The sequence below is a fragment of the Rubrivivax rivuli genome, from assembly GCF_004016505.1.
Classification (GTDB): Bacteria; Pseudomonadota; Gammaproteobacteria; order Burkholderiales; family Burkholderiaceae_C; genus Rubrivivax; species Rubrivivax rivuli.
In genome coordinates, this window is sequence record NZ_SACR01000001.1 from 736,909 (window position 1) to 763,032 (window position 26,124).

Consider the following 26,124-nt stretch of genomic DNA (forward strand, 5'->3'; position numbering starts at 1 on the left):
GTACACAGGCGGTGGCTGTGCTGGCAACTGTACTGCTGCTGTACCGGTGCGCGCCCTAGACTGTGGGCATGCCGACGCCTGCAGCTGCTCCCGCCCCTTCCCCCGTCGCCCTGCGCCGCGGCTTCTGGCTGGGCGCTCTGGGCGTGGTGATCTTCGCGATGACGCTGCCCATGACGCGCCTGGCCGTGGGCGATGTCAGCGCGCCGCAGCTGCCGCCGGCCTTCGTCACTGCCGGGCGGGCCGCGCTGGCCGGGCTGCTGAGCGTGCTCTACCTCGCCGCGGTGCGCGCGCCCCGGCCGCCGCGGGCGCTGTGGGCCACGCTGGCGCTCAGCGCGGCGGGCACGGTGCTGGGTTTTCCGCTCTTCCTGGCCCTGGCGCTGCGCCAGGTGGACGCCATGCACGCCGCGGTGGTGACGGGCGTGCTGCCGCTGGCCACCGCGGTGGTGGCGGCGCTGGTGCTGCGCCAGCGGCCGTCAGCGGCTTTCTGGGCCTGCGCCGTGGCCGGCTGCGGCCTGGTGCTGGCCTTCGCGGCCTGGCAAGGCGGCGGGCGGCTGGTGGCGGGTGATGGCCTCTTGCTGGGGGCGGTGCTGTGCGGCGCCATCGCTTACGTGGCCGGTGCGCGCGCTTCAGCGGCGATGCCGGCCGAACACGTCATCGGCTGGGTGCTGGTGGCCAGCCTGCCGCTGACGCTGCCGGCCGCGCTGTGGCTGTGGCCCGTGCAGCCGGCCACGCCGGCGGCCTGGGGCGGCTTTCTCTACGTCAGCGTGTTCTCGATGTGGCTGGGCTTCTTCGCCTGGTACCGCGGCCTGGCCCTGGGGGGCGTGGTGCGTGTGAGCCAGGTGCAGCTGCTGCAGCCCTTCCTGGCGCTGCTGTTTGCCGTGCCGGTGCTGGGTGAACGCCTGCAGCCGGCCACGGTGCTGTTCGCGCTGGCGGTGATGGCGGTGGTGTTCCTGGGCCGGCGCATGCCGGTCTCGGGGCCGGTGCGGGGGAAGGCGGTGGCCGCATGAAGGTGCTGGGTGTGATCGGCGGCATGAGCTGGGAAAGCACGGCGCTGTACTACCGGCTGCTGAACCAGGGCGTGGCGCAGCGCCTGGGCGGCCTGCACAGCGCCGATCTGCGCCTGCACAGCGTGAATTTCGCGCCCATCGCCGCCTGCCAGGCCGCGCAGGATTGGGCCGAGGCCACGCGCCACCTCACGGCCGCGGCCGTCGGCCTGCGGCAGGCCGGTGCGCAAGCCTTGGTGCTGGCCACCAACACCATGCACAAGCTGGCCGAAACGCTGGAAGCCGGCAGCGGCTTGCCGCTGCTGCACATCGCCGACGCCACCGGCGCCGCGCTGCAGCAGGCCGGCGTGCAGCGCGCGGCGCTGCTGGGCACGCGCTACACGATGGAAGACCCGGCCATCGTGCGGCAGCGCCTGGCGCAGCGTTTCGGCGTGCAGTGCCTGGTGCCCGACGACGCCGGCCGCGCGCTGATGCACCGCGTGATCTATGACGAACTCTGCCGCGGCCAGGTGCACGCGGCCTCGCGCACGCAGGTGGTGGCGCTGATCGAGCAGTTGCAGCAGCAGGGTGCGCAGGCCGTCATCCTGGGCTGCACCGAGATCACGCTGCTGATCGACGCCGCCTGCAGCCCGCTGCCGGTGTTCGACACCACCGCGCTGCACGCCCAGGCGGCCGTGGCCTGGATGCTGCAGGGCGCTATCGTCGCGCCTTCCTACGGAGAGAAGACCCCATGAGCTGGCAACTGGCCCGCCGCGCCGAGCGGCTGAACCCGAGCACGATCCGCGAGATCCTGAAGATCACCGAGCGCCCGGGCATCGTTTCGCTGGCGGGTGGGTTGCCCTCGGCCGACACCTTCCCGGTGGAAGCGATGCGCGTGGCCACCGAGCGTGTGCTGCGCGAGCAGCCGCGCGAGGCACTGCAGTACGCCGCCAGCGAAGGCCTGGGGCCCCTGCGCGAGTGGGTGGCCGCCGAACTCGGCAGCCAGGGCTTGCAGTGCGAGGCGGGCCAGGTGCTCATCACCACCGGCTCGCAGCAGGGCCTGGACCTGGTGGGCAAGGTGCTCATCGACCCGGGCAGCACCGTGGCCGTGGAGTCGCCCACCTACCTGGGCGCGCTGCAGGCCTTTGCGCCGTACGAGCCCGAGTTCCATGCGCTGGAAGGTGATGGCGAAGGTCCGCGCCCCGAGGCCGTGCTGGCGGCCCGCGGCGCGCGTTTCGTCTACCTGCTGCCCAACTTCCAGAACCCGAGCGGCCGCTGCGTCAGCGCCGAGCGCCGCCACGCGCTGGTGGACGCCGCCGCCGCGGCCGGCCTGCCCATCGTCGAAGACAACCCGTATGGCGATCTGTGGTTCGACGCCCCGCCGCCGGCACCGCTGAGCGCGCGCGCTGGCGTCGGCGAGGGCGGCGGCGCCATCTACCTCGGTTCGTTCTCCAAGGTGCTGGCCCCGGGCCTGCGCCTGGGCTACGTGGTGGCGCCAAAAGCGATCTACCCCAAGCTGCTGCAGGCCAAGCAGGCCGCCGACCTGCACACGCCGGGCTTCAACCAGCGCGTGGTGTTCGAGGTGATCAAAGACGGCTTCCTGCGCGAGCACGTGCCCACCATCCGCGCGCGCTACAAGCGCCAGCGCGACGCCATGAGCGCCGCGCTCGACCGCCACATGCCGGCCGGCACCACCTGGCAGGTGCCGGTGGGCGGCATGTTCTTCTGGCTGCAACTGCCCGTGCACATCGACGCCACGGCGCTGCTGCCGCGCGCGGTGGAAGCCGGCATGGCTTTCGTGCCGGGCAGCACCTTCTTCCCGCACGGCGGGCACGCGAACACGCTGCGCCTGAGCTTCGTGACGGCCAGCCCCGAGCAGATCGAAACCGCCGTGGCCGCGCTCGGCCGCGTGCTGGCGGCGGCCTGAGAGACACCCGCCCATGCGCCGCCGTTTTCATCAGGTCGATGTTTTCACCGCGGTGCCGCTGAAGGGCAACCCGCTGGCCGTGGTGCATGCCGCGCAGGGCCTGGGCGATGCCGCGATGGCCGCGTTTGCGCGCTGGACGAACTTGTCCGAGACCACCTTCCTGCTGCCGCCCGAGCACCCGCAGGCCGACTACCGCGTGCGCATCTTCACGCCCGGCGGTGAGCTGCCTTTCGCGGGCCACCCCACGCTGGGCAGCTGCTGGGCCTGGCTGGCCGCCGGCGGCCAGCCGCAGCGCAGCGACGTGGTGGTGCAGGAATGCGGCGTGGGCCTGGTGCGCGTGAAGCGCGACGGCACGCGCCTGGCTTTCGCGGCGCCGCCGCTGCGCCGCACCGGGCCGCTGGAGCCCGAGCTGCTGCAGCGCATCACCACCGCCCTGGGCCTGCGCGCGGCCGACGTGCTGGGCCACCAGTGGGTGGACAACGGCCCCGGCTGGTGCGCGCTGATGCTGCGTTCGGCCGCCGAGGTGCTGGCTGTCAAGCCCGACTGGGCCGTGCTGGGCAACGTGAAGCTGGGCCTGGTGGGTGCGCAGCCTGCGGGCCACGACGCGCGTTTCGAGGTGCGCGCCTTCGTGCCCGGCCTGGGCGTGCCGGAAGACCCCGTCACTGGCAGCCTGAATGCCGGCCTGGCGCAGTGGCTGGTGGGTGCCGGCCTGGCGCCGCCGGCCTACGTGGCCGCGCAGGGCACGGCCTTGGGCCGCGACGGCCGCGTGCACGTGCAGCGCGACGAAGCCGGCGACCTGTGGATCGGCGGGGATGTGGCTGCGGTGATCGAAGGCGAGGTCGTGCTGTGAGCGAGCTTGCACCGGTCATCACCGGCGCGGCCACCGCGGTCGACCACCTGGTGGTGGCCGCTGCCACGCTGGAACAAGGCGTGGCCTGGTGCGAAGCCACGCTGGGTGTGACGCCCGGCCCCGGCGGCCGCCATGCGCTGATGGGCACGCACAACCGGCTCTTGAACCTGGGCAGCGCGGCCTTCCCGCACAGCTACCTGGAGATCATCGCCATCGACCCCGAGGCGCCACCGCCCGAGCGCCCGCGCTGGTTCGGGCTCGATGAACCCGCGCTGCAGGCGCGCATCGCGCAGACGCCGGCGCTGGTGCACGTGGTGGCGCGCAGCGCCATGCTCGACATGCACCGCTGGGGCCTCATCACCGTGGGCCACCAGCCGGGCGACCCGGTGAAGGCCGGCCGCGACACGCCCGCGGGCCGGCTGGAATGGCAGATCCTGCTGCGGCCCGACGGCACGCTGCTGTGCGGCGGCGCGCTGCCGACGCTGATCCAGTGGAGCGGCCCGCACCCCACGCAGGCCATGCCCGACAGCGGCCTGGCGCTGCAGGCGCTGTCGCTGCATGGCCTGCCCCCGCGCGCCCGCGAAGTGCTGCGGCTGCGCGGTGTTGCGCACCGCGAGGAAGGACCTGCTCTCAGCGCCGTTATCCGCACGCCGACGGGCGAAGTCACGCTGCACAGCGCAGCCTGAGCCCACCGGCCTGCGGCCGGCGAGCTCAGGGGTTGCGGAAGTCGTCGTGGCAGGCCTTGCAAGTGCCGGCCGTCGGGCCGAACTGCGCCTTCAGGCCGTCCAGCGTCTTGGCGCTGGCCACGAGCTTGGCGGCTTCGTCCTGCAGCTTCTTCGCGCCGGCATCGAACTTGGCGCGGTCGCTCCACACGTTGGCCTTGGGCGCGCCCTTCTCGGTGCCCGAGGTGCCGTCCACGAAGCCGGCGAAGGGCAGCTTGGACATCTGCGCCACGATCTCGGCGTTGGCTTGCGCGGTGGCGGCGTCGAAGGGCACGCGGCCCTGTGCCATCGCGCCCAGGCGGCTGAAGTGCGCGGCCATCACGGTGAAGCCGGCCTTGCGGTACTTCACCGCGTCTTCGGGCTTCTGGAACTGCGCGGCTGCCGGCAGGGCGGTGGCGAGGCCGAGAACGGCCGCGGCGGCGGTGAGAAGAAGACGTTGCATGCGTGAGCACTCCGTGCGGGTGGATCGTGGGTCGGCTGGCAGCCGCGGCCCGCAAGACGGGCAGCTGACGCCAAGCTTGAGTGTACGGAGACCCGCCCGTGCCGACATCGCCGCGCACTCTTGTTATGGTTGCATCTGTCCGCAGCCCGCCGTGCCGCCCGGTGCGAGCCCTTCTCATGAACACCCCAGCCGTCCTTCAGCCCGTCCGCGTGTGGGACTTGCCCACGCGCCTGTTCCACTGGGGGCTGGCGCTGGCGGTGGCCGGCTCCGTCATCAGCGCCAAGATCGGCGGCGGCGCGATGGTCTGGCACTTCCGCTTCGGCTACGTGGTGCTGGCACTGCTGGCCTTCCGGGTGCTGTGGGGGCTGGTGGGCGGGCGTTGGTCGCGCTTCGCAAGCTTTGTCTACGCGCCCACCACCCTGTGGCGCTACCTGCAGGGCCGCGCCGCTCCGCAGGAGCGGCTGGACGTCGGCCACAGCCCCACGGGCGCGCTTTCCGTCTTTGCGCTGCTGGCGGTGCTGGCGGTGCAGCTGGGCACGGGCCTGGTGGCCGATGACGAGATCGCCCACCAGGGCCCGCTGTTCATGCTGGTGAGCACCGACAACTCGCTGGCCGCCACCAGCTGGCACAAGACCTGGGGCCAGTGGATGGTGCTGGGCCTGGTGGCGCTGCACGTGCTGGCCATCGTGTTCTACCTCGTGAAGAAGCGCATCAACCTCGTGCGTCCGATGCTGAACGGCGACAAGTCGCTGCCCCCCGACACCCCGGCCAGCGCCGACGGCCGCACACCGCGCGCGCTGGCTGCGGTGCTGCTGGCGGCCTGTGGGGCGCTGGCCTGGTGGGTGTCGAAACAGGGTTCATGAGCATGGCTGCACCCGAAGACCCGGCGCCGCAGGTCGAACTGCTGCCGGCGCAGAGCCAGGCACAGCTGGACACCGTGCGCGAGCTGTTCCGCGAATACGCTGCGCACCTGGGCGTGGACCTGTGCTTCCAGAACTTCGAGACCGAACTCGCCACGCTGCCCGGCGACTACGCCGCGCCCGGCGGCGCCCTGCTGCTGGCGCTGGTGGACGGTGCCCCCGCCGGCTGTGTGGCGCTGCGCCCGTTGGCCGATGTCGACTACCCCAACGCCTGCGAGATGAAGCGCCTGTACGTGCGCCGTGCCTTCCGCCGCTTCGGCCTGGGCCGCCTGCTCGCGCAGCAGCTGATGGACGTGGCCACGCAGGCCGGCTACAGCACGCTGCTGCTCGACACGCTGGACGACATGGAAGCCGCGCGCGGCCTCTACGCCAGCCTGGGCTTCGAAGAGATCCCGCCCTACTACTACAACCCCATCGCTGGCGCGCACTACCTCAAGGCCGAGCTCGACGCGCCCGGCACACGCTGGTAGGGCTGCTGCGGCCACCCCCGTTCTTCTTCAGCTGGGAGACCACCATCACCGTTTCGCTCGAACTCCAGGCCGGTGCCCTGCGCCTGGCCCTGCGCCCCGACCTCGGCGGCGCCATCGCCGGCCTGTGGCACGCGGGCGTGCCGGTGCTGCGCAGCACCGAGCCGGCCGAGCTGGCCAGCGCGCGCCTGTCGGGCTGCTACCCGCTGGTGCCCTACAGCAACCGCGTGGGCTACCGCCGCTTCGAGTGGCAGGGCCAGGCCCACACCACCGCCGCCAACTTCGACGACAACCCGCACTCGGTGCACGGCGTGGCCTGGCTGCGCGCCTGGACGGTGCTGTCGCACAGCGCCACCGAGGCCGAGCTGCAGTACGTGCACACGCCCGATGCGCACTGGCCCTTCGCCTTCACGCTGCGCCAGCGCTTCGCGCTCGCGCCTGCGGGGCTGCGCGTGGCGCTGCACTTCACCAACGATGCGCCGCAGGCGCAGCCCGTGGGCCTGGGCTGGCACCCGTATTTTCCGAAGCGCGACCACAGCCACCTGCAGATCCACGTGCAGGGCCGCTGGGACAGCGACGCGGTGGGCCTGCCCACGCAGCACGTGGTGCAGGCGCCGCTGGACGGCCCGACCTCGGGCATGAACTTCGACCACTGCTTCAGCGGCTGGCAGGGCCCGGCGCTGCTGCGCGACGAAGCGCTGTCGCTGACGCTGACCTCGTCGCTGCCCTACCTCGTGATCTTCACGCCGGCCACCAAGCCCTACCACTGCGTGGAGCCGGTCAGCCACGTCAGCAACGCCATCCAGATGGCCGACCCGCTGGCCCACGGGCTGCAGGCCGTGCCCCCGGGGGGCAGTTGCGAAGGCTGGATGCAGCTCGACATCGCCCAGGCCACCCCATGACGCGCCGCCACGAAGCCCAGGATTGGACGGCCCTGCCGGTGCCGCCCTCGCTGCTGGGCGAATCGCCTTTCTGGCACCCCGACGAGGCGGCCCTTTACTGGGTGGACATTCCCGGCCATGCGCTGCACCGCTGGGTGCCGGCGCGCGAGGCGCACACGCACTGGCCGCTGCCCAGCGAGCCGGGCTGCTGCGCGCCGCGCCCCGGCGGCGGCCTGCTGCTGGCCTGCCGCGACGGGCTGTGGCACTTCGACACCGAAACCGGTGCACGGCGCGCGCTCGCCGCACCGCCGTATGACCCCGCCAGGCAGCGCTTCAACGACGGCAAGGCCGACCCGCAGGGCCGCTTCTGGGTGGGCGCGCTGGACGACGCGCGCCAGCCGGTGGCAGCGCTGTACCGGTGGGCCGATGGCCAACTGGAAAGCCTGGTCGGCGGCATCGCGGTCAGCAACGGTCTGGCCTTCAGCCCTGATGGGCGCACGATGTACCGCAGCGACACCGGCAGCCACCGCATCCACGTCTGCGATTTCGACGGCAGCGATGGCAGCCGCTCCCGCGAGCGGGTCTTCGCCGAATTCGCGCCCAAGGTGCCCGGGCAGGACCTGGCGCTCTACGGCGGCCGCCCAGACGGCGCCGCGGTGGATGCCGAGGGCGCTTACTGGACGTCGATGTTCGAGGGCCAGCGCGTGCTGCGTTTCGCCCCCACCGGCGAACTGCTGGCTGAACTGCCGCTGCCGGTGCGCTGCGCCACGATGCCCTGCTTCGGCGGGCCTGACCTGCGAACGCTCTACCTGACCACCGCACGCGCGGGGCGCCCGGCCGAAGAACTGGCCGCGCAGCCCCTGGCGGGCTGCGTGTTGAGCCTGCGTGTGGATGTGCCCGGCTTGCCAGTGAACTTCGCCAAGTGAACGGGCCCCCAAGCTCGCTGGCGCTCGCTACCCCCCAGGGGGGCCGCCCGCCAGCGGCCCGGCGGAGCCGGTTCCGCGGCGGGAAGCTGGGTCGTGGGCATGGCTGAGCGCTCCGAACTGCTCGCCCGCCTGCGGGCTGGCGACGACTGGGACCTCGCCGTCATCGGCGGCGGCTGCGTCGGCCTGGGCGTGGCGCTGGACGCCACCGTGCGCGGCCTGCGCGTGGTGCTGCTCGAATCGCACGACTTCTCGCAAGGCACTTCCTCGCGCGCCACCAAGCTGGCGCACGGCGGCGTGCGCTACCTGGCCCAGGGCGACATCGGCCTCGTGCGCGAGGCGCTGCACGAACGCACGGCGCTGTTGCACAACGCGCCCCACGTGGCGGCGCGCCTGCCCTTCGTGATGCCGGCGTACCGGTGGTGGGAGCGCGCCTTCTACGGTGCCGGCCTGAAGATGTACGACGCGCTCGCCGGCCGCCAGGGCCTGGGTGCCACCGAGTGGCTGGGCGCAGCGCGCACGCGCGGCCTGCTGCCCGGCGTGAGCCCCGGCCTGGAAGGCATGGCGCTGCAAGGCGGTGTGCGTTACTGGGACGGCCAGTTCGACGACGCACGCCTGGCGCTGCTGTTGGCGCGCACCGCGCTGGCCCGCGGCGCGCTGGTGCTCAACCATTGCGGCGTCACGGCGCTGCATCACGAGAACGGGCAGGTGCGCGGCCTGCAGGTGCAGGACCGCGAGACGGGCTCGTCCATCGCCCTGCGCGCGCGCTGCGTCGTCAATGCCACCGGCGTGTGGGTCGACGGCATCCGCGCCATGGACCACGCCGCCGCCACCACCTCTGCCCCGGCAGACGCGGCGCCGCCCGCGCTGGTGGCACCCAGCCAGGGTGTGCATCTGGTGGTGGACCGCGCTTTCCTGCCCGGCGACCACGCGCTGCTCGTGCCCAAGACGGCCGACGGCCGCGTGCTCTTTGCCGTGCCCTGGCTGGGCAAGACGGTGCTGGGCACCACCGACACGCCGCGCAGCGACCTCGCGCGCGAGCCGCAGCCCTTTGCCGAAGAAGTGGCCTTCATCCTCGACGAAGCCGGGCGCTACCTGGCACGCGCGCCGCAGCGCAGCGACGTGCGTTCGGTGTGGGTGGGCCTGCGCCCGCTGGTGAAGCCGCAAGCCGCCCGGCCGGGCGAGACAGGCCGCACGCAGGCGCTCTCGCGCGAACACACGGTGCTGGTCGACGCCTCCGGCCTCGTCACGGTGACGGGCGGCAAGTGGACCACCTACCGCGCGATGGCCGAAGACGTGCTGCAGCAGGCGATGGCCCGCGGCCTGCTGCCGCAGCGCCCGGCCGGTGCCACAGCGACGCTGCGGCTGCTGGGCGCCGCACCCGGCCGGCCGCTGAGCGAGCCGCCAGGTGAGCACCTCTATGGCAGCGAAGCGCCGCGCCTGCGCAGCCTGCCCGGCGCCGACCGCTGGCTGTGGCGCGACGCCGAAACCGGCCGGGGTGCGCTCAGCGAGGCGATGGTGCGTTTCGCCGTGCGCCACGAACTGGCGCGCAGCGTGGAGGACGTGCTGGCCCGGCGATGCCGGCTGCTCTTTCTGGACGCGGCCGAGGCGGCGCGTCTGGCCGCGCCCGTGGCCGAGATCGTGGCCGAGGAACTCGGCGCGGGGCCAGCGGCGGACACCACCAGCTTCCTGGCCTTGGCCGCGCAGTACCAGCAGATGCCTTGAGAAAGTGAAGCGGGGCCTGCCGGCCCCGTCTCGCGTTGGCTCGGCCCGCAGGCCGTGCGTGTCACATGCTGCTGTACTTCACCGAACACCCGTAAGGCCGCGTGTTGGCTTGCGTGACCGGCTTGCCCGCCAGTGTCTCGGCCAGCGCGGCCTTGACGAAGTTCTTCGCGCCCGGGATGTCGGCCGGGTTCGAGCTCGGCTTGTCGTCGATGCCACCCGCATAGACCAGCGTGCCTGCCGGGTCGACGATGTACATGTGCGGCGTGGTGCGCGCACCGTAGGCGCGGCCGATCTTGCCGTCGTCGTCCATCAGCGTGGCGGTGGCGGCGGCCTTTTCGCCCTGCATCCACTGCGCCAGCTCCGCGGGCTTCTTGTAGTCCTTCGAATCAGGCGCTGTGGAGCTCACGGCCAGCCACACCACGCCCTTGGCGGTGGCCTCCTTCTGTGTGCCCTGCATGTTCTGGCTCTTGTAGTGCTTCACCACGAAGGGGCAGCCGGGGTTCACCCACTCCAGCACCACGTGCTTGCCCTTGAAATCGGCCAGCGAGACGGTCTTGCCGCTGGCGTCGGTGGCGGTGAAGGCCGGTGCGGGCTGGCCCACGGTGGCGGTGGCCGCGGCATTGCCGGCGGCGAAGCCGAGGACCGCGAAGGCGGCCAGCGTGGTGGCGGCGAGCTTGAGGTTCAGCATGTCGGGGCTCCTGGGTTCAGGGTTTCGGCAGGGTTTGAAGCGCGGTGCGCACTTCGTCGACGGACAGAATTTCGCTCAGAAGCCGCGGCCCTGCGGCACCAGGGGCATAGAGCGCGTAGACCGGTACGCCGCTGCGCCCCAGGCGCGTGAGCTCGGCGGTGATGGCGGGGTCGCGGCGTGTCCAGTCGGCGCGCAGGCGCAGCACCTGGCGCTCGTCGAAGGCCTGCACCACCTGGCTGTTGGCCAGCGCGCCGCGTTTGTTGAACTGGCAGGTCACGCACCATGCCGCGGTGAAGTCGACGAACACCGGCTTGCCTTCGGCGCGGGCTTGCGCCATGCGCTCGGGCGACCAGGGCTGCCAGCCGTCGCTGCTGCCCACCGCGCCGGGCGAGGCCACGGCCTCCTGGCGCAGGCTGGGGCCGGCCCAGAAGAGCGTGGCCGCGACCAGCAGCACCGCCGCCGTGCCGAAGCCGCGCCGCGCCGCCGTGCCCAGCCCCGGCGAGCCCAGGGCCCATGCCGCGAAGGCCAGCGCCACCAGCAGCAGCAGCAGGGCGGCCACGCCGTCGATGCCGGCCTGCTGGCCCAGCACCCACACCAGCCACACCACGGTGGCGAACATCGGGAAGGCCATCAGCGTCTTGAAGTGCGACATCCACACCCCCGGCCGCGGCAGCAGCTGCGCCACACGCGGCCAGGCGCTAGCGGCGAGGTAGGGCAGCGCCATGCCCAGGCCCAGGGCCGCGAAGACACTCAGCGCCTGCACCGTGGGCAGCGTGACGGCCAGGCCCAGCGAGGCGCCCATGAAAGGCGCGGTGCAGGGCGAAGCCACGGCCACGGCCAGCACGCCGGTGAGCGCCGAATCCACCACCGGGTGGCGGGCGCGGGCCGCGGCCAGCGAACTCGGCAGCACCGAGCCAAACTCGAAGACGCCGGCCAGGTTCAGGCCAATCAGCGTGAACAGCGCGGCCAGCGCCGCCACCACCGCGGGCGACTGCAGCTGGAAGCCCCAGCCCAGCTGTTCACCGCCGGCGCGCAGTGCCAGCAACAGGCCGGCCAGCGCCACGAAGGACAACACCACGCCGGCCGTGTAGGCCAGCCCGCCGGCCAGCAGCGCGCGGCGGTCTTGCGCGTGGCTGGCAAAGCCCATCACCTTGAGCGACAGCACCGGGAAGACGCAGGGCATCAGGTTCAGCAGTGCACCGCCCAGCAGCGCCAGCAGCAGGGCCCAACCCAGGCTGGTGGCGGCGACTGCAGGCGCGCCCCCGGCGGCTGCGGCCGCGGGTGCGGCGTCCACCAGTGGCGGCAGCGTGGCGGGGGCCGCGGTGGCTGCCGGCCAAGGGCCCTGCACCGCCACCTGCACCTGCACGCCCGTGGGCACGCCTTCGGCCACCAGCACGCTGGGCATCGTGGCCGGCGATTCGGTGCGCTGCGGGTCCAGCGGCACGCGGGCCGTCCAGGTGCCGCCGTCCCACTTTTCTTCGGGCTTGGCAGCGTTCTGGATCACGCCCGTGGTCTCGGGGAAGTAGGCAATGGCCTTGCCTTGCCAGGCAGCGGGCAAGCCACTGACCTGCAGCACCAGCGCGCCTTGCTCGATGCGGGCGCTGGCCTGGCTGCCGTTCACCGGCTGCGGCAGCGCCGTGCGCGCGGCTTCGAACAACGCGGCATGCCCGGCCGTGGCGGCCTGCGCCGGCACGCGCAGGACGAAGTCGCCGCCCTCGGGGATGCACACGTCCTTGCACACCAGCCAGTCGGCGCGCAGCTTGACTTCGAGGGTGTCGCCCTTGAAGCCGGCGGGCACCGTCACGGGCACCGGCAGCAGCAGCGTGCCCTCGTAGCCGAAGTTCAGCAGCGGGCCCAGCGGCAGCTTGGCCGGCGTGGGCCACTCGATGTCGCCGGCCTGCACGCCCGCCGGCAGCTGCCACTCCATCGTGGTGGGCAGGCCGGAATCGCCTGGGTTCTTCCAGTAGGTGTGCCAGTGCGGGGCGTGCTGGATCTTCAGGCCCAGCCACATGGGCTTGCCCGGTGTCACGCCTTCGGGCGCATGCGCCACGAGCTCGGCCTTGACCTGGGGCGTGGTGACAGTGGCGCTGGGTGTCTGCGCTTGCGCGACCTGCAGGCTGCACAGCCAGAGCGCTGCGGCCCACAGGGGCGACAGCCGGGAAAGCAAAGAAGGGCGCATGGCGCTGGGGGTCTTCATGGGCCGGGTTCGACGCCCTCGGGCGCCACGGGTTCCGCAGGAGCACGCATTGTCGGCGCGGGGCCCCGCCCCCGGCGCTGGCGGGCTTCTGCAAGAGCCCCTTTTGGGGGCGTGCGGGTTTCTTCGTATAATTCCGAGGCTTTGCTGACCTCACTCGACTATGGCGATCGAACGGCACACCCGGAACGACCGCTGGGACGATGAAGAAAACGAGGCAGCAGGCACGGCGGCCGGGCAGAAGAAGTTCCAGCCGCTGAGCAGGGAGGAAGCCCAAGCGCTGCGCGCCATCGACCCACCACTCTCGCCGTGGCGGGTCATCGGTGTGCAGGCGGCGGTCGGTGGGGTGGTGGCGCTGTTGGCGCTGCTGATCACGGGCCGCTCCGATGCAGGGTGGTCGGCGCTTTACGGCGCCGCCACGGTGGTGATACCGGGCGCCTTGATGGCGCGCGGCATGACCAGCCGGCTTTCCAGCATGTCGCCAGCGGCCAGCGCCGTCAGCTTCATGTTGTGGGAAGCAGTGAAGATTGCGGTTTCGTTGGCCATGCTCGCGCTGGCGCCGAAACTCGTGCAGCCCCTGAGCTGGCCAGCTTTGCTGGTGGGCCTGGTGCTGTGCATGAAGGTTTACTGGCTGGCGCTGTCATGGCGCGGCCGCAAAGTCAGTCGCTAAGCACACGGGACGATCAAAAACATGGCAGCCGAAGGCAAAGCGCCGACCGCAGGCGAGTACATCGTCCACCACTTGCAGCATCTGCAGAACCAGAAGCAGACGGCGGTGGTGGATTTCTCGGTCTTCAACCTCGACTCCATCTTCTGGGCCACGCTGCTGGGCATCGTGGGCTGCTTCTTCCTGTGGCGCGCCGCCTCCAAGGCCACTTCGGGTGTGCCGGGCCGCTTCCAGGCTGCGGTGGAGCTGCTGGTCGAGATGGTCGACAGCCAGGCCAAGGGCATCGTGCACAACGCCAACAGCCGCAAGCTGGTGGCCCCGCTGGCGCTGACCGTGTTCGTCTGGATCTTCCTGATGAACGCGATGGACCTGCTGCCGGTCGACCTGCTGCCCGCCATCTGGCACGTGGCCGGCCCCGCCATGGGCATGCCCGACTACCAGCGCGTGGTGCCCACCGCCGACCTGTCGGTGACGATGGGTCTGTCGGTGAGCGTGCTGCTGATCTGCCTGTTCTACAACGTCAAGATCAAGGGCTTCGGCGGCTGGGTGCACGAGCTCTTCTCGGCGCCCTTCGGCGACAAGTGGTTCCTGTACCCGGTGAACTTCGCGATGCAGCTCATCGAGTTCGTCGCCAAGACCGTTTCGCACGGCATGCGGCTGTTCGGCAACATGTACGCCGGCGAACTGATCTTCATGCTGATCGCGCTGATGGGCGGTGCCTGGAGCCTGTCGGCCACCGGCATCGGCCTGGCCATCGGCCACATCATCGCCGGCAGCGTGTGGGCCATCTTCCACATCCTGATCATCACCCTGCAGGCCTTCGTGTTCATGATGCTGACGCTGGTGTACGTGGGCCAAGCCCATGACGCGCACTGAGTCGGCGGCCTGATCCCTCGTTTTCTGGTTCGTTTCTCTCGTTCGTTTTTCCCTTTCTCTCTCTTTCCCCTCACTGTCCTTTCTGGAGCAAAAAATGGAAGTCATCAGCTTTGTCGCCCTCGCCGCCGGCCTGATCATTGGTCTGGGTGCCGTCGGTGCCTGTATCGGCATCGGCATCATGGGCAGCAAGTACCTCGAATCGGCTGCCCGCCAGCCCGAGCTGATGGGCGAACTGCAGACCAAGATGTTCCTGCTGGCCGGCCTGATCGACGCGGCCTTCATCATCGGCACCGGTATCGCGCTGTGGTTCGCCACCGCCAACCCGTTCCTGGCCCAGATCGCCAACCTGCCGAAGTAAACAAGACCACCCCGAAGCGGCTGACGCCGCTCCCCTCAAAGGGGCAACGCCAACGGCCCGGCAAAGCCGGTTCCGTGGCGTTTGCTTGGAAGGAGTCTGACCTGTGCGAGGCATGAATTGAGCATCAACGCCACCCTCATCATCCAGATGATCGTCTTCGCGATCCTGGTCTGGTTCACGATGAAGTTCGTCTGGCCGCCGATCACCACCGCGCTCGACGAGCGCGCGAAGAAGATCGCCGATGGCCTGAGCGCCGCTGACAAGGCCAAGACAGAGCTTGCCGCCGCCAACAAGCGCGTGGAAGCCCAGCTCTCGGCCGCCCGCGACGACGCCAACAAGCGCCTGGCCGATGCCGAGCGCCTGGCGCAGCAGATGATCGAGGAAGCCAAGGGCCGCGCGTCCGAAGAGGCGGCCAAGATCATCGCTGCGGCGCGCGCCGAAGCCGAGCAAGAGTCGGTGAAGGCCCGCGAAGCCCTGCGCGAGCAGGTGGCCGGTCTGGCCGTCAAGGGTGCAGAAGCCATCCTGCGCAAGGAAGTCAACGCTTCGGTGCACGCCGACCTGCTGGGTCGCCTGAAGGCGGAGCTCTGACATGGCCGAGCTGGCGACGATCGCGCGCCCCTACGCCGACGCCCTGTTCAAGGCTGTCGGCGGCAGTGACGCCCAGGCGCTGAAGGCGCAGTTGAACTCGCTGGCGGCCCTGGCCGCCGACGAGGGCCTGCGCCAGTTCGCCGACAACCCGAAGGTGACGTCGCAGCAGGTCTTCGACCTGATCGCCGGCATCGCCGTGAGCAAGGGCCTGGCGCTCGACGTCAAGCTGGCCAACCTGCTGCAGGCGGTGCTGGAAAACGGCCGCCTCTCGGCCCTGCCCGAGGTGGCCACGCAGTTCCAGGCGCTGGTCAACGGCAGCACCGGTGTGTCGGACGCCCTGATCCAGAGCGCCTTCCCCATCGAAGGCGCTGCGCTGGCCGAGCTGGTGGCGACGCTGGAGAAGCGTTTTGCCGCGAAGCTGAATGCGAAGGTGGAACTCGCGCCCGAGCTCATCGGTGGTGTGCGCGTCGTGGTCGGTGACGAGGTGCTCGACACCAGCGTCAAGGCCCGTCTTGAACAGATGAAGGTTGCGCTGACCGCGTAACGACCCCATTCGGTCATTGGGGCGGTCGCCGCCTGATGCCCTTCGGAGAAAAGCATGAACCTGAATCCCGCAGAAATTTCCGAGCTGATCAAGAGCCGCATCGAAGGCCTTGCCGTCTCGGCCGACATCAAGAACCAGGGCACCGTCGTGTCCGTCACCGACGGCATCGTGCGTGTGCACGGCCTGTCCGACGTGATGGCCGGCGAAATGCTGGAATTCCCCGCCACGGCCAGCGGCCAGGCCACCTACGGCCTCGCGCTGAACCTCGAGCGTGACTCGGTGGGCGCGGTGATTCTGGGTGAGTACGAGCACATCTCCGAAGGCGACACCGTCAAGTGCACGGGCAACATCCTGTCCGTGCCCGTCGGCCCCGAGCTGATCGGCCGCGTGGTCAACGCCCTGGGCCAGCCCATCGACGGCAAGGGCCCGATCAACGCCAAGATGACCGACGTCATCGAGAAGGTGGCGCCGGGCGTGATCGCCCGTAAATCGGTGGACCAGCCGCTGCAGACCGGCCTGAAGTCCATCGACGCGATGGTGCCCGTCGGTCGTGGCCAGCGCGAGCTGATCATCGGCGATCGCCAGACCGGCAAGACCGCCGTGGCCATTGACACCATCATCAACCAGAAGGGCCAGAACGTCACCTGCGTGTACGTGGCCATCGGTCAGAAAGCCAGCTCCATCAAGAACGTGGTGCGCGCGCTGGAGCAAGCCGGTGCGATGGAGTACACCATCGTCGTGGCTGCGTCGGCTTCCGAGTCGGCCGCCATGCAGTACGTCAGCGCCTACTCGGGCTGCACGATGGGCGAGTACTTCCGCGACCGCGGCCAAGACGCCCTGATCGTGTACGACGACCTGTCCAAGCAGGCCGTGGCCTACCGCCAGGTCTCGCTGCTGCTGCGCCGCCCGCCGGGCCGCGAAGCCTACCCCGGCGACGTGTTCTATCTCCACAGCCGCCTGCTGGAGCGCGCCGCCCGCGTGAACGCCGACTACGTCGAAGCCTTCACCAAGGGTGAAGTCAAGGGCAAGACGGGTTCGCTGACGGCACTGCCCATCATCGAAACGCAAGCCGGTGACGTGTCGGCCTTCGTGCCCACCAACGTGATCTCGATCACCGACGGCCAGATCTTCCTGGAAACCAGCCTGTTCAACGCCGGCATCCGCCCCGCCATCAACGCCGGTATCTCGGTGTCGCGCGTCGGTGGTGCTGCCCAGACCAAGCTGATCAAGAGCCTGTCCGGCGGTATCCGTACCGACCTGGCCCAGTACCGTGAACTGGCCGCATTCGCGCAGTTCGCTTCCGATCTGGACGCCGCCACCCGCAAGCAGCTCGACCGCGGTGCCCGCGTGACCGAACTGCTGAAGCAGGCCCAGTACAGCCCGCTGCCCATCAGCCTGATGGGTGCCACGCTGTACGCGGTGAACAAGGGCTTCCTGGACGACATCGACGTCAAGAAGGTCCTGGCTTTCGAACACGGCCTGCACCAGCACCTGAAGAGCAGCCACGCTGCCCTGCTGGCCAAGCTGGAAAACGACAAGGCCATGGACAAGGGCGCGGAAGAAGAACTGGCTGGCGCGATCACCGCGTTCAAGAAGTCCTTCGCCTAAGCAGCCTGACCAAGGAGCAAGACCATGGCGGTCGGCAAAGAGATACGCGGCAAGATCAAATCGGTGGAGAACACCAAGAAGATCACCAAGGCCATGGAAATGGTCGCCGCTTCGAAGATGCGCAAGGCGCAGGAGCGCATGCGCTCGGCGCGGCCCTACGCCGACAAGATCCGCAACATCACGGCGCACCTGTCCCAGGCCAACCCTGAGTACAAGAGCCCGTACATGCGGACCGGCGGCACGGCCAAGGCCGTGGGCTTCATCGTCGTCACCACCGACAAGGGTCTGTGCGGCGGCCTGAACACCAACGTGCTGCGCGCCGTCACGAACAAGATGAAGGAAGTCCAGGCCGCGGGCAACGCCATCCAGGCGGTGGCCATCGGCAACAAGGGCTTCAGCTTCCTCAATCGCATCGGTGCCAACGTCGTCAGCCACGCCACGCAGCTGGGCGACGCCCCGCAGCTGGAAAAGCTGATCGGCCCGGTGAAGGTGATGCTGGACGCTTTCGTGGCCGGCAAGCTGGACGCCGTGTACGTCTGCTACACCAACTTCATCAACACGATGAAGCAGGAGCCGATGGTCGAGCAGCTGCTGCCGCTGTCCGGCGCCCGCCTGGCGCAGACCGAAGCCGAGAAGAAGCAGTACGGCTGGGACTACATCTACGAGCCCGACGCCGCCACCGTCATCGACGAGCTGCTCACGCGCTACATCGAGGCGCTGGTCTTCCAGGCCGTGGCCGAGAACATGGCCAGCGAGCAGAGCGCGCGCATGGTGGCCATGAAGGCCGCCACCGACAACGCCGGCACGCTGATCGGTGAGCTCAAGCTCATCTACAACAAGACCCGCCAGGCCGCGATCACGAAGGAACTCTCCGAGATCGTCAGCGGCGCCGCCGCGATCTCGGGCTGAGCCCACGGCCGCAACAGATTACGTTTGAAGGATCACTGAAATGTCGAACACGCAAGCCCAAGGCAAGATCGTCCAGTGCATCGGCGCGGTGGTGGACGTCGAGTTCCCCCGCGACGCCATGCCCCGCGTCTACGACGCACTGAAGCTCGAGGGCACCGCCCTGACGCTGGAAGTGCAGCAGCAGCTCGGCGACGGCATCGTGCGCACCATCGCACTGGGCTCGTCGGACGGCCTGCGCCGCGGCCTGATGGTCAGCAACACCGGCGCCAACATCACCGTGCCCGTGGGCAAGGCGACGCTGGGCCGCATCATGGACGTGCTGGGCAACCCCATCGACGAGCGCGGCCCCGTGAGCATGGAGCTGTCGGCCCCCATCCACCGCAAGGCCCCGGCCTACGACGAACTCAGCCCCTCGCAAGAGCTGCTGGAAACCGGCATCAAGGTGATCGACCTAATCTGCCCCTTCGCCAAGGGCGGCAAGGTGGGTCTGTTCGGCGGCGCCGGCGTCGGCAAGACCGTGAACATGATGGAGCTCATCAACAACATCGCCAAGGCGCACAGCGGCTTGTCGGTGTTCGCGGGCGTGGGTGAGCGCACCCGTGAGGGCAACGACTTCTACCACGAGATGTCCGATTCGGGCGTCGTGAACCAGGACAACCTGGCCGAGTCGAAAGTGGCCATGGTCTACGGCCAGATGAACGAGCCGCCGGGCAACCGCCTGCGCGTGGCCCTGACCGGTCTGACCATCGCCGAAAGCTTCCGCGACGAAGGCCGTGACGTGCTGTTCTTCGTGGACAACATCTACCGCTACACGCTGGCCGGTACGGAAGTGTCGGCCCTGCTGGGCCGCATGCCTTCCGCCGTGGGCTACCAGCCGACGCTGGCCGAGGAAATGGGCCGCCTGCAGGAGCGCATCACCTCCACCAAGGTGGGCTCGATCACCTCCATCCAGGCCGTGTACGTGCCTGCGGACGACCTGACCGACCCCTCGCCCGCCACGACCTTCGCCCACCTGGACGCCACCGTGGTGTTGAGCCGCGACATCGCCGCGCTGGGCATCTACCCCGCCGTGGACCCGCTGGACAGCACCTCGCGCCAGATCGACCCGAACGTGGTCGGCCAGGAGCACTACGAGACCACGCGTGCCGTGCAGGCCACGCTGCAGCGCTACAAGGAACTGCGCGACATCATCGCGATCCTGGGCATGGACGAACTGAGCCCCGAAGACAAGCTGGCCGTGGCCCGCGCGCGCAAGATCCAGCGCTTCCTGAGCCAGCCCTTCCACGTGGCCGAAGTGTTCACGGGCACGCCGGGCAAGTACGTGCCGCTGAAGGAAACCATCCGCGGCTTCAAGATGATCGTGGCTGGCGAGTGCGACGCGCTGCCCGAGCAGGCCTTCTACATGGTCGGCACCATCGACGAAGCGTTCGAAAAGGCCAAGAAGATCAACTGATGGGCCCCCGGGCTCGCTGGCGCTCGCCACCCCCCGAGTGGGCCGTTCGCCAGCGGACCGGCGAAGCCGGATCCGCGGCTTCTGCTTGATCAGCAGCCCCAGACACCAAGGACACCCCGATGGCAACTCTCCACGTTGATGTGGTTTCGGCTGAAGAGAGCATCTTCAGCGGCGAAGCCAAGTTCGTCGCCCTGCCGGGCGAGAACGGCGAACTCGGCATCCTGCCGCGCCACACGCCGCTGATCACGCGCATCCGCCCGGGTGCCGTGCGCATCGAGAAGGCCGACGGCTCGGGCGAAGAGTTCGTGTTCGTGGCCGGTGGCATCCTGGAAGTGCAGCCGGGCACGGTGACGGTGCTCGCCGACACCGCCATCCGCGGCCACGACCTCGACGAAGCCAAGGCCCTGGAAGCCAAGAAGCTGGCCGAAGAGGCGATGAAAAACGCCAAGAGCGACATCGACCTGGCCGCCGCCCAAGGCGAGTTCGCGGCCATGGCCGCGCAGCTGGCGGCCATCCAGAAGCTGCGCAAGAAGTAAGCCGCGCAGCCCACGGCAAGAAGACCCGCCCGGCTACCGCCCGGCGGGTTTTTTCATGCCTGCGCGGTGCCGCTACAGTGCAGGCACGGCCCCTTGGCGCTGCCGGCGCCCGGCCTGCAGGAGCACGGCATGACCAAGAAGGCCAAGAGCGAGACCGACAAGCCCCAACGCCTGGGCAAGGCGGCCTACATCGAACAACTCGCGCCGCTGGAGCTGGAGCTCAACGACATGGCGCGCTGGCTGCAGCACAGCGGGCAGCGCGTGCTGGTGCTGATCGAGGGGCGCGACACCGCCGGCAAGGGTGGCGTCATCTCGGCCATCAGCGACACGCTGAACCCGCGCCAGTGCCGCGTGGTCGCGCTGCCCAAGCCCAACGACCGCGAGCGCACGCAGTGGTACTTCCAGCGTTACGTGCCGCACCTGCCGGCAGCCGGTGAGATCGTGCTCTTCGACCGCAGCTGGTACAACCGCGCCGGCGTCGAGAGGGTCATGGGCTACTGCAGCGAGGCGCAGGTCGAGACCTTCCTCAAGCAGGCGCCGGTGTTCGAGAAGATGCTGGTCGACGACGGCATCCTGCTCTTCAAGTACTGGCTGACGGTGGACCAGGTGCAGCAGGAAGAGCGCTTCGCCGAACGCCTGGCCGACCCGCTCAAGCGCTGGAAGCTCAGCCCCATCGACCTCGAAGCGCGGGCGCGTTACGCCGACTACACGGAGGCCCGCAACACGATGCTCGCCGCCACACACAGCAAGCGAACGCCGTGGACCTTGGTCGACTTCAACGACCAGCGCCGCGGCCGGCTGGCGCTGATACGCGACCTGCTGGCTCGCCTGCCCGACCACGCCGTGCCCGAGCCAGCGCTGGAGTTCCCGCCGCTGCCCTACCCGCCGCTGAAAGAGCGCTTCAAGGCGGGCTTCAAGGCTATCTGAAGGCCTCAGCCCTCAGCAGGGCCTTCAGTGGTGGTGCACGTGCTCGCCGGCCTTGAGCTTGTAGACGGTGCCGCAGTACGGGCAACGCCCTTCACCGGTGGTGGCCACGTCGATGAAGACCTTGGGGTGGTTGCTCCACAAGGCCATCTTGGGGTTGGGGCAGAAGGTCACGCCCGGGCCCTGCAGCTCGGCGGCGCTCACTTCGACCACTGCTTTCGGTTCAGCCATGTTCTTCCTCAGGCCACCGGCGTGAGCCAGTGCGCGTACTTGGGGTTGCGGCCGTTCACGATGTCGAAGAAGGCCGTCTGGATCTTCTCGGTGATGGGGCCGCGGCGGCCCGCGCCGAGTTCGATGCGGTCGAGCTCGCGGATAGGCGTCACTTCAGCGGCGGTGCCGGTGAAGAAGGCCTCGTCGCAGATGTAGACCTCGTCGCGCGTGATGCGCTTTTCCTTCAGCGTCAGGCCCAGGTCCTGGCAGATGTGGAAGATGGTGTCGCGCGTGATGCCGTTCAGCGCGCCGGCACTGAGGTCCGGCGTGTAGACCACGCCCTTCTTGATGACGAAGAGGTTCTCGCCCGCGCCTTCGGCCACGAAACCGGCGGGGTCGAGCAGCATGGCCTCGTCGTAGCCCTCGTCGGTGGCTTCCATGTTGGCCAGGATGCTGTTGGTGTAGTTGCTCACCGCCTTGGCCTGCGTCATCGTGATGTTGACGTGGTGCCTCGTGTAGCTGCTGGTCTTCACGCGGATGCCACGCTGCAGGCCTTCTTCACCCAGGTAGGCGCCCCAGGGCCAGGCCGCCACCATCAGGTGGATGGTGTTGCCCTTGGGGCTGACACCGAGCTTCTTGTCGCCGATCCAGGTCAGCGGGCGCAGGTAGCAGCTTTCCAGCTGGTTCACGCGCACCACCTCGCGCTGCGCCTCCATCACCTGCTCGGGCGTGAAGGGGATCTTCATGCGCAGGATCTTGGCGCTGTTGAAGAGGCGCTCGGTGTGCTCTTGCAGGCGGAAGATGGCCGTGCCCTGCGCCGTCTTGTAGGCGCGCACGCCTTCGAAGGCGCCGCAGCCATAGTGCAGCGTGTGGCTCAGCACGTGGATCTTGGCGTCGCGCCATTCGACGAGCTGGCCGTCCATCCAGATCTTGCCGTCGCGGTCTGACATCGACATGGAAACTCCTTCGGGGTGTGCGTGCTGCGGTGAAGCGCCGGATTTTAGGTGTCGCTCCGGGCTGCGACGCGCTGCAGCTGCCATTGCGTGACGCGGCCGCCGTGCAGCGTGACCTGCACCTCGTCGCCCGTCTCGTCGGCCCAGGCCCAGACCTCGGTGCCGCCGCTTTCGGCCTGCACGGGGCGGCCCAGGCTGAGTGTCAGGCGCAGCACCTGCGGCAAGCGCATGCCGGCGTGCAGCTTGGCGTTCAGCATCACGGCGCTGGGTACCACGCCCACCGGCCGCTGGCTGGCAATGCGCAGTGTGCGCAGCGCCTGGCTGAACTGCAGCAGCAGCCAGAACACGATGACGGTGAGGGCCAGCAGCACGCCCGGCCCGCCGTAGCTCAGCCAGCCGCCGACCACCGCCGCCAGTGCCAGCGCCCAGCCCAGAGCGGCCTGCGCCTTCGCGGAGAATCGTGGGGATGACGGCTTTGCAGACATGGGTGATCAATCTCGACAGGGCGCCCGAGCGGCTGGCTCGCATCAGCGCGCAGCTGCAGGCCCTGCAACTGCCCTACACGCGTCTCGCGGCGGTGGATGCGCGGGCCCTGACACCAGCCCAGAGGGCCGCTCTCGACGAGCCGGCCTTCCACCGCAAACACGGCATGACGCCGGTGCCGGGCGAGCTGGGATGTTACCTGTCGCACATCGAGGTGATGCGCGCCTTTCTGGCCAGCGAGGCGCAGTTTGCGCTGGTGCTGGAAGACGACGTGCTGCTGCAGAACAGCCTGCCTGCGGTGCTGCAGGGCCTGATGCAGCACCCCACGCGCTGGGACGTGGTGAAGCTCTCCGCCGTGCACCGCGGCACGCCGCAGCCCTACCTGCAGGTGGCACCCGGCCACCAGTTGGCGGTGATGCTGAGCCGCTGCACCGGCAGCAGTGCCTACCTGATGAACCGTCGCGCCGCGCAGGCCTACCTGCGAGAACGCGACGGCCTGCTGCCGATGCAACTGCCCTACGACCATGTCTTCGACCAGGGCTGGCGCTTCGGCCTGAAGTTCCGCCTCGTCACGCCCACGCCCTGCGGGCACGACGAGCACATCGCCAGCACCATCACCGCACCCGCGGGCGGCAGCCGCAAGTTCCACTGGACCCGGCGATTGCCCACCTACGCCTACCGCATTGGCAACGAACTGAAGCGCCTGGCCTACGGGCTGCGCGAAACCCGCCTCGAACGCCACACCACGCAAAGCAGCGCGGGCTGAGCGCTGCGCCGTTCAGTCGGGCAGGGTTCGACCGACGCGGCCGGTTCGCAGCGCATCGGCCCAATCGACGCGGCCCGCATCTTCGGCGCGGGCGGCGGCCTGCTCCCAGTCGTAGGCCGTCTGCCGCAGCTCGGCCTGCCAGCCCTGGGCCCCGAGGCTGAGCAAGGCCCAGCGCGCGTGCGGGCTGCTGTTCTCGACGTGGTGGCGGTGGGGCTGGTCGTGGTCGTAGGCCGGCAGGCCCACGCTGCCGGGGTTCAGCAACAGGCGCCCGTCCACCAGGGCCATGCGGGGCAGGTGCGTGTGGCCGCACAGCAGCACCTGCGCGCCAGCGGGCCAGCCGCTGCCCGCGCGGGCGCGCATTTCGGCCTCGGTGGCCGGGCGCAGACCGGGTGACGCGGGCGGCGCGAAGTCGGGTGTCACCGTGTGCAGCCAGGGCTCCAGGTCGCTCGACGGTGTGCCGTGGAAGAGCGCCACGGCGCCGCCGGCCAGCATCGCATGGCCGGGCAGCGCGGCCACCCAGGCCCGCTGTGCGGCGTTCAGCGCTGCTGCGGCCCTCGCGTCACTGGCGCCTTGTGGCGTGCGCGTGTCGAGCAGCTGACGCTCATGGTTGCCGGCGATGGTGGGCCCGGGGCGGGCCATCAGGAAGGCGGCTGTCTCGCTGGGCCACAAGGGGCCGCTGAGGATGTCGCCGAGGTTGATCACGCCCTCGACGCCGGCCGCCTCGATCTCGGCCCATACCGCCTGCAGCGCTGGCAGGTTGCCGTGGATGTCGGAGACCACCGCCCAGCGCATGGCTGTGCGCCTGCGCTCAGTAGCGCTGTCCGCGTGCGATGTCGGCCCGCACCGCGGCCGGCAGCCGGCGCAGCATGTAGCGCACGGCCAGCGGGATGAGCACGAGGTCGTCCACCACGCCCAGCAGCGGGATGAAGTCGGGCAAGAGGTCGATCGGCGACAGCAGGTACAGCACCAGCAGCGCCGCGGCCGGCTTCAGCCAGCGCGGCTGCAAAGGGTGGCGCAGCGCACGCCAGAGCTGCAGCGCGTCGCTGCGCAACAGGGTCCACAGCACCGCCAGCTTCTTCCACATGGTCGTCCTTTCCAGCCCCAACAGCGCAGAACTTAGGGGCGAGGGGCCCAGCTCACAAGACCGGGCCTGATTCACCCCAGCCCGCGCACGGCCTCGATGGCCTGCTCGATGCGTTCCACTGCGTGCACCGTCAGCCCTTCGATCGGCTTCTTCGGCGCGTTGGCCTTGGGCACCACGGCCACGCTGAAGCCGAGCTTGGCGGCTTCTCTCAACCGCTCTTGCCCGCGCGGTGCAGGCCGCACCTCGCCGGCCAGGCCGACTTCGCCGAAGGCGATGAAGCCGCGCGGCAGCGCCTTGCCACGCAGGCTGCCCTGGATGGCCAGCAGCACCGCCAAGTCGGCCGCCGGCTCGGCGATGCGCACGCCGCCCACGGCGTTGACGAACACGTCCTGGTCCAGGCAGGCCACGCCCGCGTGGCGGTGCAGCACCGCCAGCAGCATGGCCAGGCGGTCGCGGTCCAGGCCCACGCTGAGGCGCCGCGGGCTGGGCCCGCCGCTGTCCACCAGCGCCTGGATCTCCACCAGCAGCGGCCGCGTGCCTTCCAGCGTCACCAGCACGCAGCTGCCGGGCACGGGCTCGCTGTGCGTGCTGAGGAAGATGGCGCTCGGGTTGCTCACGCCGCGCAGGCCTTTTTCGGTCATCGCGAAGACGCCGATCTCGTTCACGGCGCCGAAGCGGTTCTTGATGGCGCGCACCATGCGGAAGCTGCTGTGCGTGTCGCCCTCGAAGTACAGCACCGTGTCGACGATGTGCTCCAGCACGCGCGGCCCGGCCAGCGCACCTTCCTTCGTGACGTGGCCCACCAGCACCACCGTGCAGCCGCGCGTCTTGGCCACGCGCGTGAGCTGGGCTGCGCACTCACGCACCTGCGCCACGCTGCCGGGGGCGGAGTTGAGCTGCTCGCTGTAGACGGTCTGGATGGAATCGATGACGCAGAAGGCCGGGTTCTCGGCCTCGATGGCCGCGACGATCTTCTCCAGCTGGATCTCCGCCAGCACGCGCACGTGCGTGCCCGGCAGGCCCAGCCGGCGCGCGCGCAGCGCGATCTGCGCGCCGCTCTCTTCGCCCGTGACATAGAGCACCGGCATCTGCGTGCTGAGCGCGTCCACCGCCTGCAGCAGCAGCGTGCTCTTGCCGATGCCGGGGTCGCCACCGATCAGCACCACCGCGCCTTCGACGATGCCGCCGCCGAGCACGCGGTCGAGCTCTTCCTGGCCCGTGGGCGTGCGCGCCACGTCGGCGGCCTCGATCTGGCTCAGCGTGGTGACGGGCTGGCTCTTGGCCAGGGCCTGGAAGCGCGTGTTGCGCGTGGCCGGGCCGGCGGCTTCGGCCGCCGTCTCGTCCAGCGTGTTCCAGGCCTTGCAGTGCGGGCACTGGCCCAGCCATTTGGCATTCGTGCCGCCGCACTCGCGGCAGGTGTAGATCGTCTTGGCCATGCGGCAT

General features: G+C 69.9%; 30 protein-coding genes. 21 read left to right on the forward strand and 9 right to left on the reverse strand.

Features of this window, described 5'->3' with window-relative positions:
• Positions 1-68 precede the first annotated feature (68 nt).
• From EOE66_RS03140 to EOE66_RS03160, 5 genes are read left to right on the forward strand one after another with little or no spacing between them, the layout of a single operon-like run.
• Entirely contained in the window at positions 69-1,007 is a 939-nt protein-coding gene (locus tag EOE66_RS03140) for a DMT family transporter (protein ID WP_128227205.1), read from the forward strand.
• Positions 1,004-1,738, forward strand: a complete 735-nt coding sequence (locus EOE66_RS03145) for an aspartate/glutamate racemase family protein (protein ID WP_128227206.1) — start codon at positions 1,004-1,006, stop codon at positions 1,736-1,738. The genes EOE66_RS03140 and EOE66_RS03145 overlap by 4 nt, the downstream gene beginning before the upstream one ends.
• Complete coding sequence (locus EOE66_RS03150; protein WP_128227207.1) at positions 1,735-2,910, forward strand: aminotransferase-like domain-containing protein; 1,176 nt, start codon at positions 1,735-1,737, stop codon at positions 2,908-2,910. Before EOE66_RS03145 ends, EOE66_RS03150 begins: the two co-directional genes overlap by 4 nt.
• 13 nt (positions 2,911-2,923) lie before the next feature.
• Positions 2,924-3,760 carry a PhzF family phenazine biosynthesis protein gene (locus tag EOE66_RS03155; RefSeq protein ID WP_128227208.1) on the forward strand — a complete coding sequence of 279 codons (837 nt, stop codon included), beginning with the start codon at positions 2,924-2,926 and terminating at the stop codon, positions 3,758-3,760.
• Positions 3,757-4,446 carry a VOC family protein gene (locus EOE66_RS03160; protein ID WP_245478876.1) on the forward strand — a complete coding sequence of 230 codons (690 nt, stop codon included), beginning with the start codon at positions 3,757-3,759 and terminating at the stop codon, positions 4,444-4,446. Before EOE66_RS03155 ends, EOE66_RS03160 begins: the two co-directional genes overlap by 4 nt.
• 25 nt (positions 4,447-4,471) lie before the next feature.
• Here the strand turns inward: EOE66_RS03160 and EOE66_RS03165 are convergent, their stop codons facing one another.
• Complete coding sequence (locus tag EOE66_RS03165) at positions 4,472-4,924, reverse strand: c-type cytochrome (protein ID WP_128227209.1); 453 nt, start codon at positions 4,922-4,924, stop codon at positions 4,472-4,474.
• A gap of 176 nt (positions 4,925-5,100) precedes the next feature.
• On the opposite strand from EOE66_RS03165, the gene EOE66_RS03170 reads away from it, so the two are divergent.
• The 5 genes from EOE66_RS03170 (at position 5,101) to EOE66_RS03190 (ending at position 9,840) form a co-directional block, all read left to right on the forward strand.
• The gene (locus EOE66_RS03170; RefSeq protein WP_128227210.1) at positions 5,101-5,787 is read left to right on the forward strand and encodes a cytochrome b/b6 domain-containing protein; all 687 of its coding nucleotides are present in this window, start codon (positions 5,101-5,103) and stop codon (positions 5,785-5,787) included.
• Positions 5,788-5,789: 2 nt separating this feature from the next.
• Positions 5,790-6,314 (forward strand): GNAT family N-acetyltransferase, encoded by a 525-nt coding sequence (locus EOE66_RS03175; protein WP_128227506.1) that lies wholly within the window; start codon positions 5,790-5,792, stop codon positions 6,312-6,314.
• Positions 6,315-6,358: 44 nt separating this feature from the next.
• Positions 6,359-7,213 carry an aldose 1-epimerase gene (locus EOE66_RS03180; protein ID WP_128227507.1) on the forward strand — a complete coding sequence of 285 codons (855 nt, stop codon included), beginning with the start codon at positions 6,359-6,361 and terminating at the stop codon, positions 7,211-7,213.
• Positions 7,210-8,118 (forward strand): SMP-30/gluconolactonase/LRE family protein, encoded by a 909-nt coding sequence (locus tag EOE66_RS03185; protein ID WP_128227211.1) that lies wholly within the window; start codon positions 7,210-7,212, stop codon positions 8,116-8,118. The genes EOE66_RS03180 and EOE66_RS03185 overlap by 4 nt, the downstream gene beginning before the upstream one ends.
• A gap of 99 nt (positions 8,119-8,217) precedes the next feature.
• The gene (locus EOE66_RS03190; RefSeq protein WP_128227212.1) at positions 8,218-9,840 is read left to right on the forward strand and encodes a glycerol-3-phosphate dehydrogenase/oxidase; all 1,623 of its coding nucleotides are present in this window, start codon (positions 8,218-8,220) and stop codon (positions 9,838-9,840) included.
• A 61-nt stretch (positions 9,841-9,901) separates the two neighbouring features.
• Here the strand turns inward: EOE66_RS03190 and EOE66_RS03195 are convergent, their stop codons facing one another.
• The gene (locus tag EOE66_RS03195) at positions 9,902-10,528 is read right to left on the reverse strand and encodes a thioredoxin family protein (RefSeq protein ID WP_128227213.1); all 627 of its coding nucleotides are present in this window, start codon (positions 10,526-10,528) and stop codon (positions 9,902-9,904) included.
• 16 nt (positions 10,529-10,544) lie between these two features.
• Positions 10,545-12,725, reverse strand: a complete 2,181-nt coding sequence (locus EOE66_RS03200; RefSeq protein ID WP_128227214.1) for a protein-disulfide reductase DsbD family protein — start codon at positions 12,723-12,725, stop codon at positions 10,545-10,547.
• Between the two features lie 160 nt (positions 12,726-12,885).
• Between EOE66_RS03200 and EOE66_RS03205 the strand changes: the two genes are divergently transcribed.
• The 10 genes from EOE66_RS03205 to ppk2 all read left to right on the forward strand — a co-directional run bounded on the left by EOE66_RS03205 (position 12,886) and on the right by ppk2 (position 21,188).
• Positions 12,886-13,392, forward strand: coding sequence for an ATP synthase subunit I (locus EOE66_RS03205; protein ID WP_128227215.1), 507 nt, complete (start codon positions 12,886-12,888; stop codon positions 13,390-13,392).
• Positions 13,393-13,413: 21 nt separating this feature from the next.
• The gene (gene atpB, locus EOE66_RS03210) at positions 13,414-14,265 is read left to right on the forward strand and encodes a F0F1 ATP synthase subunit A (protein WP_128227216.1); all 852 of its coding nucleotides are present in this window, start codon (positions 13,414-13,416) and stop codon (positions 14,263-14,265) included.
• Positions 14,266-14,359: 94 nt separating this feature from the next.
• On the forward strand, positions 14,360-14,623 hold the full coding sequence (gene atpE / locus EOE66_RS03215) for a F0F1 ATP synthase subunit C (protein ID WP_007830191.1): 264 nt from the start codon (positions 14,360-14,362) through the stop codon (positions 14,621-14,623).
• Between the two features lie 117 nt (positions 14,624-14,740).
• Positions 14,741-15,211, forward strand: coding sequence for a F0F1 ATP synthase subunit B (locus EOE66_RS03220; RefSeq protein WP_128227217.1), 471 nt, complete (start codon positions 14,741-14,743; stop codon positions 15,209-15,211).
• A 1-nt stretch (position 15,212) separates the two neighbouring features.
• Positions 15,213-15,755: a F0F1 ATP synthase subunit delta gene (locus EOE66_RS03225; protein WP_128227218.1), complete on the forward strand. Its 543-nt coding sequence runs from the start codon at positions 15,213-15,215 to the stop codon at positions 15,753-15,755.
• A 54-nt stretch (positions 15,756-15,809) separates the two neighbouring features.
• Positions 15,810-17,363 carry a F0F1 ATP synthase subunit alpha gene (gene atpA / locus EOE66_RS03230; protein ID WP_128227219.1) on the forward strand — a complete coding sequence of 518 codons (1,554 nt, stop codon included), beginning with the start codon at positions 15,810-15,812 and terminating at the stop codon, positions 17,361-17,363.
• A gap of 24 nt (positions 17,364-17,387) precedes the next feature.
• Positions 17,388-18,272 carry a F0F1 ATP synthase subunit gamma gene (gene atpG / locus EOE66_RS03235; RefSeq protein ID WP_128227220.1) on the forward strand — a complete coding sequence of 295 codons (885 nt, stop codon included), beginning with the start codon at positions 17,388-17,390 and terminating at the stop codon, positions 18,270-18,272.
• A 40-nt stretch (positions 18,273-18,312) separates the two neighbouring features.
• Positions 18,313-19,725 carry a F0F1 ATP synthase subunit beta gene (gene atpD / locus EOE66_RS03240; RefSeq protein WP_128227221.1) on the forward strand — a complete coding sequence of 471 codons (1,413 nt, stop codon included), beginning with the start codon at positions 18,313-18,315 and terminating at the stop codon, positions 19,723-19,725.
• Between the two features lie 119 nt (positions 19,726-19,844).
• On the forward strand, positions 19,845-20,261 hold the full coding sequence (locus EOE66_RS03245; protein WP_128227222.1) for a F0F1 ATP synthase subunit epsilon: 417 nt from the start codon (positions 19,845-19,847) through the stop codon (positions 20,259-20,261).
• A gap of 129 nt (positions 20,262-20,390) precedes the next feature.
• The gene (gene ppk2, locus EOE66_RS03250) at positions 20,391-21,188 is read left to right on the forward strand and encodes a polyphosphate kinase 2 (RefSeq protein ID WP_128227223.1); all 798 of its coding nucleotides are present in this window, start codon (positions 20,391-20,393) and stop codon (positions 21,186-21,188) included.
• A gap of 24 nt (positions 21,189-21,212) precedes the next feature.
• Here the strand turns inward: ppk2 and EOE66_RS03255 are convergent, their stop codons facing one another.
• From EOE66_RS03255 to EOE66_RS03265, 3 genes are read right to left on the reverse strand one after another with little or no spacing between them, the layout of a single operon-like run.
• Positions 21,213-21,416: a zinc-finger domain-containing protein gene (locus EOE66_RS03255; RefSeq protein WP_054137888.1), complete on the reverse strand. Its 204-nt coding sequence runs from the start codon at positions 21,414-21,416 to the stop codon at positions 21,213-21,215.
• Between the two features lie 8 nt (positions 21,417-21,424).
• Entirely contained in the window at positions 21,425-22,351 is a 927-nt protein-coding gene (locus EOE66_RS03260; protein ID WP_128227224.1) for a branched-chain amino acid transaminase, read from the reverse strand.
• Positions 22,352-22,395: 44 nt separating this feature from the next.
• Positions 22,396-22,833, reverse strand: a complete 438-nt coding sequence (locus EOE66_RS03265; protein WP_128227225.1) for a hypothetical protein — start codon at positions 22,831-22,833, stop codon at positions 22,396-22,398.
• Between EOE66_RS03265 and EOE66_RS03270 the strand changes: the two genes are divergently transcribed.
• Positions 22,815-23,597: a glycosyltransferase family 25 protein gene (locus EOE66_RS03270; RefSeq protein WP_128227226.1), complete on the forward strand. Its 783-nt coding sequence runs from the start codon at positions 22,815-22,817 to the stop codon at positions 23,595-23,597. The two genes, EOE66_RS03265 and EOE66_RS03270, sit on opposite strands and share 19 nt — an antisense overlap.
• A 12-nt stretch (positions 23,598-23,609) precedes the next feature.
• Here EOE66_RS03270 and EOE66_RS03275 read toward each other — a convergent pair whose 3' ends face one another.
• From EOE66_RS03275 to radA, 3 genes are all read right to left on the reverse strand, one after another.
• Positions 23,610-24,389, reverse strand: coding sequence for a metallophosphoesterase family protein (locus tag EOE66_RS03275; RefSeq protein ID WP_128227227.1), 780 nt, complete (start codon positions 24,387-24,389; stop codon positions 23,610-23,612).
• Positions 24,390-24,405: 16 nt separating this feature from the next.
• Positions 24,406-24,681 carry a YkvA family protein gene (locus EOE66_RS03280; RefSeq protein WP_128227228.1) on the reverse strand — a complete coding sequence of 92 codons (276 nt, stop codon included), beginning with the start codon at positions 24,679-24,681 and terminating at the stop codon, positions 24,406-24,408.
• Positions 24,682-24,752: 71 nt separating this feature from the next.
• Positions 24,753-26,117 (reverse strand): DNA repair protein RadA, encoded by a 1,365-nt coding sequence (radA, locus tag EOE66_RS03285; RefSeq protein ID WP_128227229.1) that lies wholly within the window; start codon positions 26,115-26,117, stop codon positions 24,753-24,755.
• Positions 26,118-26,124 lie beyond the last annotated feature (7 nt).